General features: G+C 62.7%; 12 protein-coding genes. 6 read left to right on the top strand and 6 right to left on the bottom strand.

All coding sequences use genetic code 11. The features are described from left to right. Positions 1-171 precede the first annotated feature (171 nt). Both P3102_RS07730 and P3102_RS07725 read left to right on the top strand, forming a co-directional pair. Entirely contained in the window at positions 172-474 is a 303-nt protein-coding gene (locus P3102_RS07730; protein WP_276367712.1) for a hypothetical protein, read from the top strand. 31 nt (positions 475-505) lie between these two features. After that, on the top strand, positions 506-808 hold the full coding sequence (locus tag P3102_RS07725; RefSeq protein ID WP_276367710.1) for a hypothetical protein: 303 nt from the start codon (positions 506-508) through the stop codon (positions 806-808). On the opposite strand, the gene P3102_RS07720 is transcribed toward P3102_RS07725, so the two are convergent. After that, positions 769-1,662, bottom strand: coding sequence for a TnsA-like heteromeric transposase endonuclease subunit (locus P3102_RS07720; RefSeq protein ID WP_276367708.1), 894 nt, complete (start codon positions 1,660-1,662; stop codon positions 769-771). The genes P3102_RS07725 and P3102_RS07720 overlap by 40 nt on opposite strands. Before the next feature lie 772 nt (positions 1,663-2,434). Between P3102_RS07720 and P3102_RS07715 the strand changes: the two genes are divergently transcribed. Continuing rightward, a protein-coding gene (locus tag P3102_RS07715; RefSeq protein ID WP_276371037.1) for an IS5 family transposase occupies positions 2,435-3,231 on the top strand; the annotation gives its coding sequence in 2 pieces (ribosomal slippage) (positions 2,435-2,771 and positions 2,771-3,231; 798 coding nt in all). A 322-nt stretch (positions 3,232-3,553) separates the two neighbouring features. Continuing rightward, positions 3,554-5,404 carry a helix-turn-helix domain-containing protein gene (locus P3102_RS07710; RefSeq protein WP_276367707.1) on the top strand — a complete coding sequence of 617 codons (1,851 nt, stop codon included), beginning with the start codon at positions 3,554-3,556 and terminating at the stop codon, positions 5,402-5,404. A gap of 596 nt (positions 5,405-6,000) precedes the next feature. Here P3102_RS07710 and P3102_RS07705 read toward each other — a convergent pair. From P3102_RS07705 to P3102_RS07690, 4 genes are all read right to left on the bottom strand, one after another. Further along, positions 6,001-7,455, bottom strand: a complete 1,455-nt coding sequence (locus P3102_RS07705) for a serine/threonine-protein kinase (RefSeq protein ID WP_276367705.1) — start codon at positions 7,453-7,455, stop codon at positions 6,001-6,003. Positions 7,456-7,712: 257 nt separating this feature from the next. Then, positions 7,713-8,879 carry a hypothetical protein gene (locus tag P3102_RS07700; RefSeq protein ID WP_276367703.1) on the bottom strand — a complete coding sequence of 389 codons (1,167 nt, stop codon included), beginning with the start codon at positions 8,877-8,879 and terminating at the stop codon, positions 7,713-7,715. A gap of 298 nt (positions 8,880-9,177) precedes the next feature. Further along, entirely contained in the window at positions 9,178-10,299 is a 1,122-nt protein-coding gene (locus tag P3102_RS07695) for an ImmA/IrrE family metallo-endopeptidase (RefSeq protein ID WP_276367702.1), read from the bottom strand. 19 nt (positions 10,300-10,318) lie between these two features. Beyond that, on the bottom strand, positions 10,319-10,984 hold the full coding sequence (locus tag P3102_RS07690; RefSeq protein ID WP_276367700.1) for a hypothetical protein: 666 nt from the start codon (positions 10,982-10,984) through the stop codon (positions 10,319-10,321). A 174-nt stretch (positions 10,985-11,158) separates the two neighbouring features. Here P3102_RS07690 and P3102_RS07685 point away from each other — a divergent pair, with 174 nt between their 5' ends. Both P3102_RS07685 and P3102_RS07680 read left to right on the top strand, forming a co-directional pair. Further along, positions 11,159-12,148, top strand: coding sequence for a hypothetical protein (locus tag P3102_RS07685; protein ID WP_276367698.1), 990 nt, complete (start codon positions 11,159-11,161; stop codon positions 12,146-12,148). Further along, a complete protein-coding gene (locus P3102_RS07680; protein ID WP_276367696.1) occupies positions 12,139-12,378 on the top strand; it encodes a hypothetical protein in 240 nt (79 codons plus the stop codon). The genes P3102_RS07685 and P3102_RS07680 overlap by 10 nt, the downstream gene beginning before the upstream one ends. 280 nt (positions 12,379-12,658) lie before the next feature. On the opposite strand, the gene P3102_RS07675 is transcribed toward P3102_RS07680, so the two are convergent. Next, a complete protein-coding gene (locus P3102_RS07675; protein ID WP_276367695.1) occupies positions 12,659-15,844 on the bottom strand; it encodes an AAA family ATPase in 3,186 nt (1,061 codons plus the stop codon). Positions 15,845-16,106: the final 262 nt, after the last annotated feature.

The raw sequence follows: 16,106 nt of genomic DNA, 5'->3' as shown, positions 1-16,106 counted from the left end.
GCGGTCCGGTTGATCCGTAGATGGCGTCCAGCTCAATGATCAGCGCGGCGGTTCAAAAGCGAGTGCTGTCCCAGCCGTCCCAACACGGCCGCGCTGGTGGCGTAGTGCCGAGCCGCGTGTACCAAAACTGTCTCCAGTGCCAGGTGCACATTCGGACGGAAGGGGAATCGCATGAAGGAGAACGCCACTCGAACGGGCAAGAAGATCACGATGATCAGCATTCCGTTGGTCCTCGCACTTGCATTGCTGCTCGGACTGGGACAGCCCGCGGGAGCGGCTACGACGGCCGCGGTAACGCAGTCCGTGTCGACGGCGCAGACGCATGAATGGGAGTACGACGGCCCGTTCCCCGACCCGTGGTCCTGCAAGTGGTGGGGGAACTTCGGGCTCGACCAGGGCTGGTGGTCGGGCTGGATGTGCGTGAAATCGGGCCTCACCGGGCCGTGGATCCTGTGGGTGAAGCCCTATCACTGATTGCTTCAGCAGTGAAACAAGGGAGGGAAACATGATGCGAAGAATTGTCATCGCCGCAGCCTTCGCGCTGTCGCTTTTGGTGATGCCCGCCACCGGTGCTCATGCGAGTGCCGCGCCTGGCGGCGGGCATGCCACGCCGTCCGCAGCATCGGCGGCATCGGCGGCGTCCGTGGAGTTCGGCGGTGAGCTCTGGGAGTACCGGCACACCTTCGAAAGCCTCATCACCTGCAAGTTCACTGGCAAGACCGGCGTCATCACCAAGCAGTGGCTGGACTACAAATGCAAGTGGGACGACTACCGTGACGGGTACTCGCTGTGGGTTCGTGTGGCCTGACCGGGCCTGAAGGCCTTGCCACGGCTGCTTTCACTCTGCTGGGGCCGACCGGGCAGCCGGTCGGCCCCAGCGCCGTGCGACCGGGTGGTCGCGAACTTCAGGCCGGACCCACGGCCACCAGGTTTCCCTTTCTTCCCAACGGATCGGTGAGCTGTGCGTGGTACCTGGCCGCGCCGGGCGGCACGGTGTGGGTGAACGCGGGAGACGTCGGCACACCGCACGACCGCCGTCGGCTGTTTCGGGAATGAGCGGAACGTCACCTCCAGCGTCGCACCGTCGAGATCCGCGGCGCGCAGCTCAGCGAGAAGCCCGTGATCGAACAGCCAATCCCGTCGATACCCAGCCAGGAACCGCACGTTCTGCAGCTCGACGGCAGGTGGCTCACTCCATACCTCGTATCGCCAGCCGCGTGACTCCACCACCTGCCGGGTCCAGGCGAAGGTGAACGCGTTGTCCGGCCTGTCCACGCGATGCCGCAGCTTGACATCCACCACCAGCGGTCCTGAGGTCGTGAACAGCAGATAGTCTGGAATGTGTCTGCGTAGCGCCCCAGCGACTACGGCGCGCAAGAGAAACGGCTGGGGCACGATGCGCCCCACGGAAGTATCGAAGTCCGCGAACAGCAACCGCGCCAACTCCAGCCGGGACTCGTAGATCACCAGATCGCGCTCAGTTGCCGACCAGAACGTGCCCGAGTAGTGCTTCTGCCCCTTGTACCAGCGGAAAGTCCGCCACGGCACTGCCGACCTCAATACGTCCGGTTCGACCGACGCCCACACTTGCACTTCCTCGGCCGCCGTGTCCGCGCAGCGGTAGCTGACCGTCGTCGACGCGGAAATGCTCGCAGCTGCCATCACTGCTCCCTCGCACCTGGATGCCTATCGGCGAGGGCACACTCCCACCAGACCGGCACACCGGAACCGAGCTACCGCAGCGTATCGACGACAACTACCCGGACGGCCCAGTCTCATCTCCGCTTCGTAAATGAAGCGGAGATGAAGCGACCGATGAGAATATGAAATGAGTTTTGAGACCCTACACGCCACCCGTGGTTGGCGCCGGTCATCGGAAGTCCCGCGATGGGCCGGTGGGCATGGACAGGTCGAGTGGTTCGAGTTGGTCGGCGACGAGGGTGACGACACCGTCGGCGGCTTGAACCTGGCCGCGGACGAGCAACGTGACGCTCGCGCGTGCGATGACTTTGTGGCGGGCCCATAGCCGTCACCGGACTACACCTAATCCACGAGCTCAGAGTGGTTGAAGTCCCGCTCGAAACGCGGGCGGACCGGTCATGTGGTCCCGAACCACAGTTCGCCTCAACCGGCCTGTCCGCAGCTATGCCGAGGGGCAAGGACGTCCTCGACGCGTTGGCGATCCAGATCCAAGGCTGTTGCGTTGCGGGTAGCTACTAACGGGTCTTCTTGCTGACAAGCGCGTGCAGCGCTTTGGCAACAGTCAAACCGACGAGCGTCGCAGTGCTTAGGCCTGTAGCGATGCCTACCATGATTCCTACTGTTGGACCTCCAGTTCGAGCTGCGGCAAAACCTGCCATGCAGGCACTGCCTAAGAGCGTGTCTCAGTAGGGGTTTGCTTGGTCATAGTGCATGATCTTGAGCTGTGGACGATTTGTCTCGGCGGCTGGTGCCGGATGAGTTATGGGCGCTGGCGGAGCCGCTGATTCCGGAGCATGGGGTTCGCCCGCAGGGCGGTGGACCGGCGCGAGTGGACGACCGGGCGGTGTTCACGGCGATCGTGTTCGTGCTGACCAGCGGTTGCGCGTGGCGGTATCTGCCGCCGTCGTTCGGTGTCACCGTGCCGACCGCGCATCGGCGGTTCACCGAATGGACCAAGGCGGGCCTGTGGCCCCGGCTGCATCGCGTGGTCCTGGATGAACTCGGTGGCCGGGGCATGATCGACTGGTCTCGGGCGGTCTGTGACGGTGCGTCTGTCAGAGCCAAAAAAGGGGATCCATGACCGGCCCGAACCCGGTCGATCGCGGCAAGAGTGGCTCGAAGATCCATGTTCTGTCCGACCGGGCCGGGCTACCCCTGTCGGTGGCGGTGTCGGCGGCCAACACCAACGACTCCTACGCCCTCAAGCCGCTGGTGATGGCCGTCCCAGCGATCAGATCCCGACGCGGCCCTCGCCGGCGCAAACCAGGGAAGCTGCACGCCGACAAGGCCTACGACCAGGTCGAATTGCGAAGGTGGGTCAGCGGACGCGGCATCAAGGTCCGGATCGCCCGCAAAGGCATCGAGTCGAGCAGGAAACTCGGTCAACACCGCTGGGTCATCGAACGATCCATCGCCTGGCTCTTCGGCTACCACCGGCTCGCCACCCGATACGACCGCTACGCCAACCACTTCTGCGCCTTCCTCACCCTCGCCGCCACCCTCACTTGCTTCAAGAAGATCACCTACTGAGACACGCTCTAACCCACTCAAGAGCCCAATCCCGGCCGCCACAAGGAAGATCAACAATGACCGTTGAGAGAGCAACGAGTCGTCTTCGCCGGCGCAATGCCCTGCACGTTCGTCTTGGGATCTGCCACGAGAATCGTCTACAGTCGCCATCGTCCCTCCTGCTGCCTGAGCGGTCGGACGAGGACGGCTCCCACGCCAACGGGGGCCGTCACTTCTGTTCGGCCACGCCGCTCTCTGTCCGAGCACACACTCCCAGGAAGACATTCAATTCGTCAAGATAAACAAACTTTCTCTATTTTGGAGAATCAGATAGCATGTGGCGATGGAAAGGCGAACAGAGGCGCTTGGGCTCACAGGTGAACGCGTCGGCCAACACCTTCGTCAACTTCGCCGTGCTCGAGGCCTCACGCTGCAACAGCTCGCCGAGAAGCTTCGCGAGCTCGGTCGCCCAATCCTACTGTCCGCGCTCTCCAAAATCGAGAAAGGACAGCGTCGGCTCGACGTGGACGACCTCGTCGCTATCGCTCTAGCCATGGATGTAACACCCAATTCCATCCTGTTGCCTGACGAGAGCGCGTCAGACGTTGTCGTGCAGTTGACATCGACAGTGAGCATGACCGCCGCCAGCGCATGGGAGTGGGCTTCCCGTCGTGACCTGCCTCAGGCCGCTGACAAGACCAAAGTCAACGTCATTGACGTCCCGGAGTTCGCATCACAGCTTCGTGGCCAGGTAGCCGCCCTGCATGGGCACATGCGTCTGCACCATGTGGGCATCAGTCGCTCAGTGCCCTATGACCAACTCTACGTCGAGCCGGTGTTGCGTTCCGAGCAGGGCGATCTGGAAATGTTGGATATGACCTCTCTGGTGTTGCCGGGGCAGCGTTCAGTGATTCTGGGTAATCCCGGTGCCGGAAAGTCCACCCTGTTAGCAAAACTTGCTCACGACATCGCGTTTGACCGGCTTCCCGGAGGTGCGGGACGGGTCCCGTTCCTCCTCCTTCTACGCCACTTCGCTTCCTCGTTTCGCACGGGTGACAGGAGCTTGGTGCACTACCTCGAACAGGTCTGTCGCGACCCCTACAACGTCGAGCCACCGCCAAATGCTGTTGAGCATTTGCTGCTTAATGGACGCGCGGTAGTGCTACTGGATGGCCTGGACGAGCTAGTCGAACCCGAGCTGCGGCGCAAGTTCGATCAGCTGATCGACGGTTTCGTCCATCACTATCCGCTGGTTCCCGTAGTCGTCACAGCGCGGCAGGTAGGGTACGACGAAGCGTCACTCGATCGACGCTTATTCAGGGTTGGATTCATTGCCGACCGTGACCATGACCAGGTTCGCCGGTATGTCGAGCATTGGTTTGCGTTGGATGAGGCAACGCCGCCAATGGAACGGTCACGGCTTGCGTCCTCGTTTATCGCAGAAAGCACCGATCTCGCAAAGTTGCGAGCAAACCCCCTGATACTAGCCCTGCTCTGTGAGATGTACTCCCATGAACACTATCTCCCACGCAACCTCGCCACAGTCTACGAACGATGCGCGGTGATGATGTTCGACCGTTGGGATCGCACACGTGGCATCAGTCAGGAACTTCACTTTGCAGGCCAATTGCGCAGTGCTGTGCAATACCTGGCATGGCGCCTGCTTGACTCCGAGGAGCCCGGCAAAGCCCAACCCCGCCGCCGGATTGTGCAAATTTTGATCGACCACCTAGTAGCCAAAAATTTCGATCATGACGAGGCCAGTGAGCGCGCCGAGCAATTCATCGAATATTGCACAGGACGGTCTTGGGTCATGACCGATATGGGAGTCAGTGGCAGCGGCGAGCGCCTTTACGGCTTCACTCATCGCACGTTTCTCGAGTACTTCGCTGCAGAACATCTAGTTCGCACGCACTCTACTGCGCCTCAGCTATGGGACGTATTACGTTCTCGCGTGCTAGCTCGGGATTGGGGCACCGTTGCACAGATCGCGCTTCAACTTTTGGATAGCAAGCTGGAGGATGGCGCGGAGCAACTGCTGCGCATAGTACTTGAGGAGAAACCCGGCGATCCCTCCGAAGGCCAACAGTTCCGCGAATTTGCGATCAGCGCCCTCGACTATCTCTATCCCGCCAGCGACACACTCACAAAAATTCAGAATAATATTGCAACCAGGGACAACGATACATCCTGACTCCACATAGTGCGGGGCCTAGCGGAATACTAAGACCATCCTCGTTACGAACCCCGCTCGCTGCCTACACGCGCGTTGGCCTCCGCCGAGCGAGCGTTTGCCGTCACCGGATTGTGCGTGTCGGTCGTCCACGCCGTGATAGTTGATATCGGGTGGGCACTGACCGCCATCGAGCAATTGTTCGCCGCGCTGCCATGTAAGGCGAACGCCAGTGTCGTTGAACGTACTAATCTTGTCCTGTGGCACGCGGCGTGGGTGGACCCTGCTGCCCGACCGTGCCGTCAACGGGTGCCGCCGAAGGCCTACGGCTCGGTGAGCTGGAACGGCTGACACGGGCGTAGCAGCAATGCCGGTCGGTTAGGACACGCGTGGGTAGCTTCGGCTCCGGCGTTCCGCGATGACGTCGCTGGCCAGTAACACCTGATAGTGGTCGTTAGGGTGGGTGAGGGGGAAGAACCCGGTGCCCAAACCGGGACGGACAATGCGAATACTCGCCATCGGCCCTGCTCGTGCATCGAAGGATCGTCGTGCCCTGGCCGTCGTAGAAGGCCGTGATGGGGTTGCCGCGGTCACCCCGCGCCTGCTGGTGCGTGGGGTTAGGGGTTGCTACCAGATTCGGCTTCGGTGAGAAGGGTCTCCAATAACACGTCCACAGTGAGGTTCGTTCGGCTCAGGATCGCGGGCGCGACCGCGTCTTTCCGGTGTGCCCACGCCATCCACAGATCGCTCTCCTTGAGACCCACCCAGCGTCCCTGCCGGCCGATGCGGTCGCTCTCCACGGCGAGACCGTTCGCGGTGAACCGGAGGAGCGACCAGCGGGGTATCCCATCGGCTTCTTCGCACACTACGTTCGCGGTCGCGTATCGGCGGGCGCGCTCGCCCTCCGCCAAGACGTGCAGGACACCCATGCACACAATGTCGTCCACGCGATCGCTGCCATCCACCAAAATGATCGACAACTGGTGCCCGTAGAGCCGGATGAACCACGAACTCGCGTGCTCATCCTTGCGGAACACCACGTCCATCGGCGTCGACTCGAGCTCCCGGGTCGCCTGGGCAAGCAGGCTGTCCAACCGGACAATGGCCTCTCCGGTGAGGCGCCGCCGCCGGTCCTGCCGGGCTTCGGCCACGCTTCTCTCGCTGATCTCGCGGGCGTAGCGGGCGGCCAGCTTGCGGAACTGTTGCCGCAGTGGGGACGGCGTGGTGCTCGGTCGGGCGAGCCGGAGGACTTCCTCCGGGCTCTGCGGACGTGCTGCCGGTCGTTTCGCGAGCAGCAGGTGGATCAACTGGCCAAGCTGGGGATCGATGTCGGCGATCGGTGCGGGAGCCGCGCTGAGATGAGCTCCCGGGATATCAGTCGCATCGGCGAAGGGAGGCTGACCCGTACGCAGCTCATACACCAGGCATCCCAGCGAATAGAGGTCAGAGAGCATGTTCTCCCGACCTGCGGTGAAGATCTCCGGGGCCTGATAGTTCCGTGTACCCGACCCCGTCCACGTGGCTGTGTTCTCGCGTTTCAAGTCCTGCGAGATCTCGAAGTCGGCGAGTCGCCACCGGTCATTCCAGAACAACACGTTGGACGGTTTGATGTCGCGGTGTACTACCGAGGCAGCAGCGAGCTCGATGAGTCCGTGAGCCAACTCGCGTACGACCGCCAGGATCTGGGCGTCGCTTAGTGTGCCGACCTTCGCGCTGAGGGTCTCTTCGGCCAGCGGCATGACGTGGTACTCGATGTCCCCGTCTACAGCGCGGTCCTCAAGCAGCAGTAGATGATCATGACTGAGTCGGCGGAGCTCCTGGGAGATGTCCCACTCCCGTTCGATCAAGCGACCGTCCCGGTACCACGCGGCGAAATCGTGGCTACGTGCACTATGGGGAATGGCCTTGACCGCGACGGGCTCGCCAGCATTCTCGGCTACCGTCGTCACAGGGTTCTTCAACGCGCGGTACACGATCGTGCCGCGACGGCCCGGGGCGATTCTCGACACGATCGAATACCGGTCGCCACGTATGCCGACGAACTCGGCGCCCAACCGGTCCTGCTCAGCCATCTTCCCTCACACTGCGACAGTAGAACATCCCCCAACAACTTGTCCTTGGCGCGCGCAGCCCCTGGGTGAGATGAGATCACCAGAGGACCGACAACGTTCACCGATCGTGACTCGGCAAGCGGCCTGTCAGATGACGTTGAGCACGCGTCGTGGCGACCTTTCTGGACCAATCCGCTCCGCGTACGCGGCGATCGTCTGCTCTGCCCGATCCTCGTCGACCGCGGATAACGGTCCGCGATCGGGTCCTGGTGATCCGCTTACTCTTCGGCAGGCTTGTTGTTGCGAGCGAAGTTCAGAATCTCGTCGCGCAGGCGCGTCAGGACTTCAGCGTTATGCCGCATTACGTGCGGGTCATAGTCGTGGGTCTGCTTCAACGTCGAGATCTTGTCAAGGACTTCCTCGTCGGCCAGTCGCGCCAGCCATGCCGACACCTGCTGAGCGCTCGGGAAGCCGTCGATCTGGCCGAGGAGACCGACTAGGTCGTTCCGAGCCGATGCGGCACTAAGACGTTGCGTGTGGCGGCTCGCAGCTGACGTCAATGGCCCCGCCGCTATCGCACGGCGTTCATCCTGGTGACCGATACCGATCTTGTAACGCGCTGGAAGTGGCGGCTGGGGCGGTTCCGAACCGGTGATCAGGCGTGGCACCGCCTGGCAGCGGACCCACTGGGAGATCTCGTCGAGCTCCTGCATGAGCACGGGCCAGCGTTCCGTACCAGGCCTGTTAATCACGACCGTCGGAAACAGGGTGAGGGGAACCCTGGTGCCGATCGGAGTCTCCGCGATGACGTCGCCCACACGCAGCGGTTTCTCGGGCTGCTGCGGCAGGTCCTCAATCGAGCGGGGCACCTGATCGCCGCGGTACATGGCAGCCAAACGGACAGTCGCGACCGCCGGTGTCCTGTGTTTCGCATGGTTCGTGTGGACAACCAGACGAGCCAGCGGATGCATCTGCGGTTCCACCTGGCGTTGAAAGGGCTGCAGGCCGGCCACGCGCCGAAGAAGTTCGCTCCCCGCTCGCAGCGACAAGGGACCGTTCTTCTCTCGTCCCTTACGCCACGCCTCAAACTTCTCGTACGTGTCCAACGCGGGCATCTCCACGAGCCTGGCCGCCTTCTCGCCGAGCGGCGCACCGTCCACGAACTCGACCTCGGCGAACAACACGTGCTCGAGCGCGGCGCGCAACGCCACCAGCGCGTCAGCCACCAGCAACGGCACCTTGCGCGGAACAACAGCCACACGATCCACCACGGTCCGACTGACAGGCCCCGCCGGCACCTCACGCAAACCGAACACGCCCTCGGACCGCGCCTGGTACTCGAAGAGCAGATCACTGACCTGCTCGATCAACTCGTCCGCATGTGACAGCGTCGCCGCGACGCCGAGATGACGCTCAGGAAGCCAGTCGTAGGTCGAGTCCACCACTCCGCGATCGTAGGCGGCCACCCGCGCGGATCGCGTCTCAGAACGGCCGCGCCGTGGGTTTCTCCGGGGTGATTGCCCTGCGGCAGCCGGGCAGATCGTGGCGGAACCGGACCAGGAAGCGGCTGCCGCTCCCATGCCGCTGCGCGTCGTCGACGAGTGCGATCCCCGGGCCCGCGCCGACCGCGAGCTCGTTCGGGCAGGGATCGCGTGCACGAGGCCTTCGCCTGCGGCAACGAAACCCCACGACGGCGCGATCGACTTCGCCCAGGGGCTGTCCAGCTACGCGTTCTGCCTGCAGCTAGCCGTCTACCAGTTGCAGGTGACTGCGGTTCGGGCGCGCAGTCACGACCAGCCCGTCAGAACCACCCAGGCTGACGGTCTTCGCCAGGCCGAAGACGTGCCGGTTGAACTCTTCGGAGGTGAGTTTGGTGCTCTCGATGATCGCTTTGACACCTGACCCATTCGCGCGCAGGTGCGCGAAGACCTTCTCCAGGATCTGTGATGATTCGGGGACGAGATGGCTACCAGGTTCGCTGCGGCGGTAGCCGCGTTTGGCCAGCTCGACGCAGGCACTGCGGTAGCCCCATTCGGTGAGCAGCCCGAGTTCTCCGAGCCGGTGGGCGAGCGCCATAGCTGACACCCGCCACCGGCGGCTGGCGTCGATGAGCTGGTCGGGGCCGGCATTGCGGAGGTTGCACGCGAGGACGTCGGCTCGGGGCATCAGGAAGGCGGCGGCGAAGCGGTCGGCCTGACGTTCGGCTTCCCGGCTCTGCACGCGTTCGGGTCCTTGGTGCATGACGAGGTGGCCGAGTTCGTGGGCCGCGTCGAACCGCTGCCGTTCCGCGGTTTTTCCGGTGTCGATGAAGACGAACGGCTCGTTCTCCATATAGAAGGAGAAGGCGTCGACGTCGCGGACCTCCTGCACGAGGGAGAACACGCGGACACCGCGGGCTTCGAGCAGGTGCACCATGTTCGGGATCGGCCGCTGATCGAGGTCCCACTGGCCGCGGACCCGCAGGGCGATCGTTTCGACATCATGGAAGGACGCGTCGGGGGGCAGGTTGAGCGAGGGGACGTCGGCGGCGGGCAGCCGGAAGCGCTCAGAGATCCAGGTCGCGATCTCGCGGGCGATGCCGCCGGCCGCGAGCACAGCGTCGCGGCGGAACGCCGGGGTCTTGGTGACGGCGCGGAAGCTCACGGCGTCGACCGGGACCGGTTCGATCTCGGGTTGCGTGAAGAACTCGACCGGCAGCCGAAGAGCCCCGGCCAACCGGCCGAGGTACTCCGGGGTCGGCTCCTGGTGGCCCTTCTCCCAGCGGTTGATCGTCTGGGGGCTCAGGCCCGTCTGGCGTCCCAGCTCGGCCAGCGTCTGTCCGCGCAGGGCGCGCGCCAACGTGAGACGGGACGGTGAGACGGGCACGCGAGAACTCCGCTTCTGACTATGAGATCGGCTGGACGTCGATGTCTGGCCCGGTGTCCAGATCGTCGTCCGGGGTGACGATCACACTAGTGTCCGTCCGGTTGTACGGCAGCGGCGGAAGCGGGATCCGCTGGTGATACCTGGTGATCTTGTCCTCGATGCGTTCCGCAGGCCGGGACAGCTCCGCGTACAGCATGCCGTCGCGGTAGGAGAACAGGAACAGCCACAGCTGCGGCCGCTCCTCCAGCGACAATTTGGACTGGCCGTCCCCAGTGACGTCGAACAGAGGCGCCGTATAGGGCACCTCGTCGATCAGGTCCCGCAGAACCGTGCGCAGCCGCGTCTTCGGGCTCGGCGTCGCCCCGAACACGCCGGTGCTGTCGTTGCCGGGACGCACCACGACGTAGAAGGTGTGCGAGGGGTGCCAGGTCCGGGAAAGCCCCTCGTCCTCGTCGCGGTCCCAGCCCGTCTGCTCCCGGAAGCTGATCACCGCCTCACTCCACCCGTCCTGACCGGGAGTCTGCACCGGGGCCAGCGGACTGGTCGCGTCCCTCTTGCGCTGACTGTTCTCGACAACCCGGTGCAGCAGGTCGACCGTGAGGTCGAGACGGGCGAGCTGGCTGTTGGCCCAGGCCCGCCACGCGTCGAGGTCGTGCGGGTCCGGCAGAGCTTGCGCGTGGGTCAAAATCTGCCTCCTCAGAGTCATGACGACTATAGGACACACCTCAAATGAGGTCATTTTTTTTGCTTCACCAGCGAGTCGCAACCCCCGACCAGCAATTTTCCAGGGTCGCCCACCGCACAGTTCTTGAGGTGGTACATTTACCCTAAATTTCGAGGGTAAATGAGGAGGGTCGGATTGCTTGAAGGGTTGACTCCCGGCGCGCAGCTGCCGCGTCGAGAGATTCACCAGCGTTTTGGAGGCAGGCCGCAGAGCGGGATCAGCCCGTCCAGCCGCGCCCGCGTGGTCATGTTCTTCGCCGTGACCAACTCACCTCCGGGCACTGGCTTCTTCGGCGGTTTGGGCGATGATGGGTTTCTGCACTACTTCGGCGAAGGGCAGAACGGTGACCAGCAGTTCACTCAGGGCAACAAGGCCATCCTGAACCACCAGCAAGATGGCCGGACCCTGGAGGGGTTCGTGACCGGCCAGGCCGGGGCCACGTACCTGGGCGAGTTCACGCTCGCTGACTTCTATCAGGTGGACGCCCCGGACCCGACCAACCCACACCTGTTGCGCCAGGTCATCGTGTTCCGACTAGAGCCGCTCGGCGATCTACCCGTCCCCCTCCCCAGGGCGCCCTACGCTCCTGCCCGGGTATTTCGCATCGAAGCAGCTCCCCTCATGCTCTCCAGTGAGCGGCACCAGCCTCTGCGTCGCAGCTCGCGCGCCGAGAAGAACGAACTAGCCGATCGGTACACGCAGTATCTCGAACGGATCGGCCACGAGACCCGCATGCTGCGGATCCTCCCCCCTGAGGAAGCACAACCGTTCAGCCCCAGCCTGTGGGATGACACAGCACGCGAGCTGGTTGAGATCAAGGCGCAGGTCACCCGAGACCAAATCCGCAGTGCCATCGGGGCCCTGCTGGACTGCGCGCGGTTCGTCAACGCGGCAGGTCTCGTGCTGCTCGTACCGACACGGCCCCGGCCAGACCTTCTGGCCCTGCTCAAGCACACCGGCATCACCGTCGTCTACGAGGACGACAACGGCTGGGTCCGCGAGGAGCCCGCCACCGACAAGACCTCCTCAGCCACTGGAGCGGGCCCAGTGTCGACGACACCAGCACCGAACGCCTTGAACGCTGGCGACGGCGACCCCGACGAGGGGATCACCTCATGGCCGTAGCCGCGTTGGTGATCTTCGGTGCTCTGGCCACCGCAGCCTTGGGCGCCGTGGTCGTGCTGCGTCTCGACCGCAACGCGACACTGCGTTCCGTGAAGGTGAAAGCGCAGGCATGGAAGACCATCAACATCGACTTCCACCTTGAGCGTGACGCTGACAAAACCGGCATTAGCGCCGACGGACCGAGCATCACTGCCATCAAGGAAGCCGACTCTCGACGCAGCGGTACGTGAACCGAGATGTTCGCCGGGCGAAAACTCAGTTGGAGAAGATGTCCGAGCGTGCGGCTACCCAAGTTGACCGGCAGGGGCACGCGCGGCGGGTTTGCGTTGGCGTGGGGAGCGCGATGCCGGCGATGACCGCGACTGCAAGCCGTTCCGGGTTTCGCACCCGATCGGGACGACGCTGGGTGCGGCCATCAATCACCTGCACGCAATGGTCACTGACACGTCGTAGATCCGACCAAGGCATCGTAAGGTTGACATCGAATCGCAAGGAGCAACTTTCACACGCTCAGAAATTGCCGAGCACCTCTCTCAACTGATCGTAGGAGTATCGCTCGGGCACATCTTTTCCGAGAAGCCGGGTTCGCAACTCCTCCCATTGCACGTGAAGCTCAGGACCAAGAGCATGCTTGCCATTATCTAAAACCGCCTGGAGCGCCTCTTTCACATTAGCGTAGAAACCCTGATCCTGGAACCGCGGGGTGCGCAATAGAACCTCCGGATGCTTGTATGCGATCGCAAGCACATCACTCGGGCTAATTTCGAAAGGTTCTGGATATCTAGCCAGACTCTGCACTACCTTAGTTGCGAACTCAGCGGATAGCGATTGGGCACAAACACGCAACATCATGACCAGCACTTTCCCAACAGACTCGATATCTGCGTAAGGGGTATTTTCCGGCGGGTCGACGATTAGTAACGATTCATTTGAGCCATGCACAGAGAGTACGTCGAATTGCAGCAACGTGAGCATCTCGTCCGCCCAAGTTGGACCTTGATTATAGAACTGCGCGCCATCAACTAGAGCAATCCCTCGTCTGATTCTTGAGGCGTGCACATCGTCGCCACTGACCTTAGCCGCCCAGTACTCATCCCCGCCGGGCATCTCGAAACTGTGGAACTCCGGTTCGCGGTCTACCAGCGCGGTGTTACTTTCCAGGTTCAACGAGGATAGTAGCGCCAGCCAGCTATCGCGGTCCAGACCGGACCGCCACAGCGACAGCAGTGACTGCCAGTTCACTAATGCCTCGGCTTGGTCGTAGCCGAACACATCCACTAGAGGGAGTCCGATCTCGGGGTCGCTGAACAGGATCGACAGCGTGGTCAGATTCGCTGAGTAGACCGCCAGCTGCCGCACCAAGTCAAACGGCGTCGGGCGATAGGCATCAAACACCGCAGAGCGTTGCCGCTGCCGGAACGACCTGAGCAGGTCCAGCAGCGCGCGACGGATGTGGTCCTGCTCGTCCGGCGACATCTCTGCGAAGATCTCTTTCGCGAAGTCGCCGATGGACGGTCTCGCAGCCCAGGCGTGATGAGAGAGCAGGGCGAACAGCGCCTCGTCATTGGGAGTCCGCTCTTGGTAGCGGCCCCCGTAGGCGGCGTTGGCCAATGCAGCCAGCTCACCTAGCCCGTGCTGTGCCACCAAGTACTCGCCGAAGGTGGCATGCAGGAACTCGTAGGAACGTTCCGTCGTCCGCATCATCGCCTCGGGCGCGTGGACAAAAAAGAACTCACCGAGCAATTTAGCTCTCTCGTCGTTGCGAAGATTGCCTTGTCCCGTCAACGCCGTTAGGTCGGACCGCAAATCAGACTCCTGCACGCTCTGCAAACCGCGGTTAAACATGGCTAGCGCCGCGACAGCCAATCGGAAGACCTGATCGGACACACGACGTTCCAGCTCCTGATGACTCAGTCGGCCGAGCGCGCGCTTACGCACCTCACGCCGGGCGAAACTGTCGAAGATCCGCTCATATAGCGCCGACTTCGACAAGACTGCGTCGAGCTTTGGCGACCTCGGATCGGCGGCGTAGAGGGCGAGCATGAGCAGCAGCAGCGGCTGTCTGACCAAGTCAGCCTGGTGAAGCGCCTCGGCAGCAGTCAGCTCGCGTACCGTCCCCGACTGGATCGCCAGTAGGTTCGCGGCACGCCACTCGCCGAGCCATCTGGCGACCTGGCCGTCGTCGAATTCATCAAGTTTGACCACCGCCGCACCATTCGGCACGTCCACCCGGTCAGCTACTACGGTCCGAGACGTCACGACGACCGCCACTGGCCGGTTCTGCTCGCCTTCGATCCGCTGGAACTCCATAACCTCCCGCAGATACTCACTACGGTCAAATTCGGCTGCCTGAAGCAGCTCGTCAAGGCCATCTAGCAGGACCACCAGGACGGTGTCGGCCTGGTCGGATAGCGCCTGCCACTGCAGTCGGTTGTTACTCGCAATATCCAGGGCTTGCTGGATCTGATCGGCAATCGGCGCACCGGCCGACACGCCACGTAACGGCACGCGAACCACGGTGTACTCCTCTGCTGGCAACCGAGCCGCGAGGACCTTCGTCAGGATGGACTTGCCCGCACCGGGATGCCCCAGCAGCAGCATCGGCACGGACGTGGAATCGACCGAGGTGAAATGCGCAGCAAGCATCAGCTCTAGGTCCTGCCCGACCGGTTGGTCCGCCCACCAGCGCTCATCCGCGACCCGGCTGTCCTTATCGTGCGCCACAATCCGGTAATGTGGAGTCACAAAGGCTCGCTCGATCGTCGGAAAAACGACGTCAGCATCGTAGCGCTCAGTATCGCTCGGCACGATGAGCGTGGCGAGAAGACCCACATTCGCGCTACGCAGCCCCTCGCGCTGCCGACTGACAGCCGCGCGACGGTCGGAGACCAGGCCGAGCAGAACCTGAACCTGAGCGAGCGCTCGCCCATGCGACCCCAGAGCGGTCCGCACGTCGGTGTTGAGCGCTTCGAAGCGGTGCCTAGTGGCGGCATGTTCGTTGAGGACAGCCCAGAACGCAAACTCCGGGACTTTCTCGGCCAGCGCCAGGTAGTGCCAGTGATAGCGGTCCAAGACTTGCTCGCGGAAGGCTGTGCCTAACACCGCGCCGACTCCTGAGCCGGTGGTGAGACCGATGAAGAAGCCGCGCGACCTCGCTATCGCCGCCTCGACCCAGCGAGACACGTTGGCCAAGTTCTCCTGAAAGCCACACGTTGACGAAGGAGCTGGGATCACTGACCAGTAGACGAAATCATAGTAATCCAGGGTGTCTTGCTTGCGCGCGCCGATAGTGAGCAGCCGTCGTTCCTCGTCGGTAATAGCCAGCTCACGCATCCGTCGAGTGCCAAGGTTCTCCTCTAGCACCTCGAAGAACGCGGCAGCAGCGATGGTGCTGTGCGCGGCGATAATCAGGTCACGGCGCGCCACACCTTTAACACCAGCCATCCGGTCCGATAACTTACCGACCAAACCCCGCAGTAACCGCGTGGCCTCATTCTTCTGGTCCACCCAGCTCCATACCGCGGCCAGAAGGGCCGCAGGCGCGAGCGCCGCACCACCACCACTGATCACGGCTGCGGCTCCCGCAGCAAGGACAGTTCCACCCAACACCTTGTCGAGCTTGCCAATCGTTTTTGGCTCGTGCTGGCCAAGGATGCGCAACGCGCCGGCGAACGTGAGGGAGGGCTTGCGAGACACGGGCGACTCCAAGAAAGAGGATTCCGTCATATTCGTCGAGTGATACCAAGTTCGCTAGCACTCTTACGCAAACAACACATAAGATTCTACGGCATCGACAGTGACGACAACACCTGGTTCTGTATAAAAAGCTGTTATGGACATCCTCAGGCCGCGCCCAATCGTTACGGCCGCCAGGATTGGCACTAATCTTCGTGGCCGCGATGAAATCGTTACACTTAGAGCGTGTCTTACGTGGCGACCGGTGGCTGATGCGCCATGA

It is taken from the genome of Amycolatopsis sp. QT-25, assembly GCF_029369745.1.
Taxonomy (GTDB): Bacteria; Actinomycetota; Actinomycetes; order Mycobacteriales; family Pseudonocardiaceae; genus Amycolatopsis.
The sequence above is the reverse complement of the archived record's forward strand: the minus strand, read 5'-3'. Positions and strand labels throughout refer to the sequence as shown.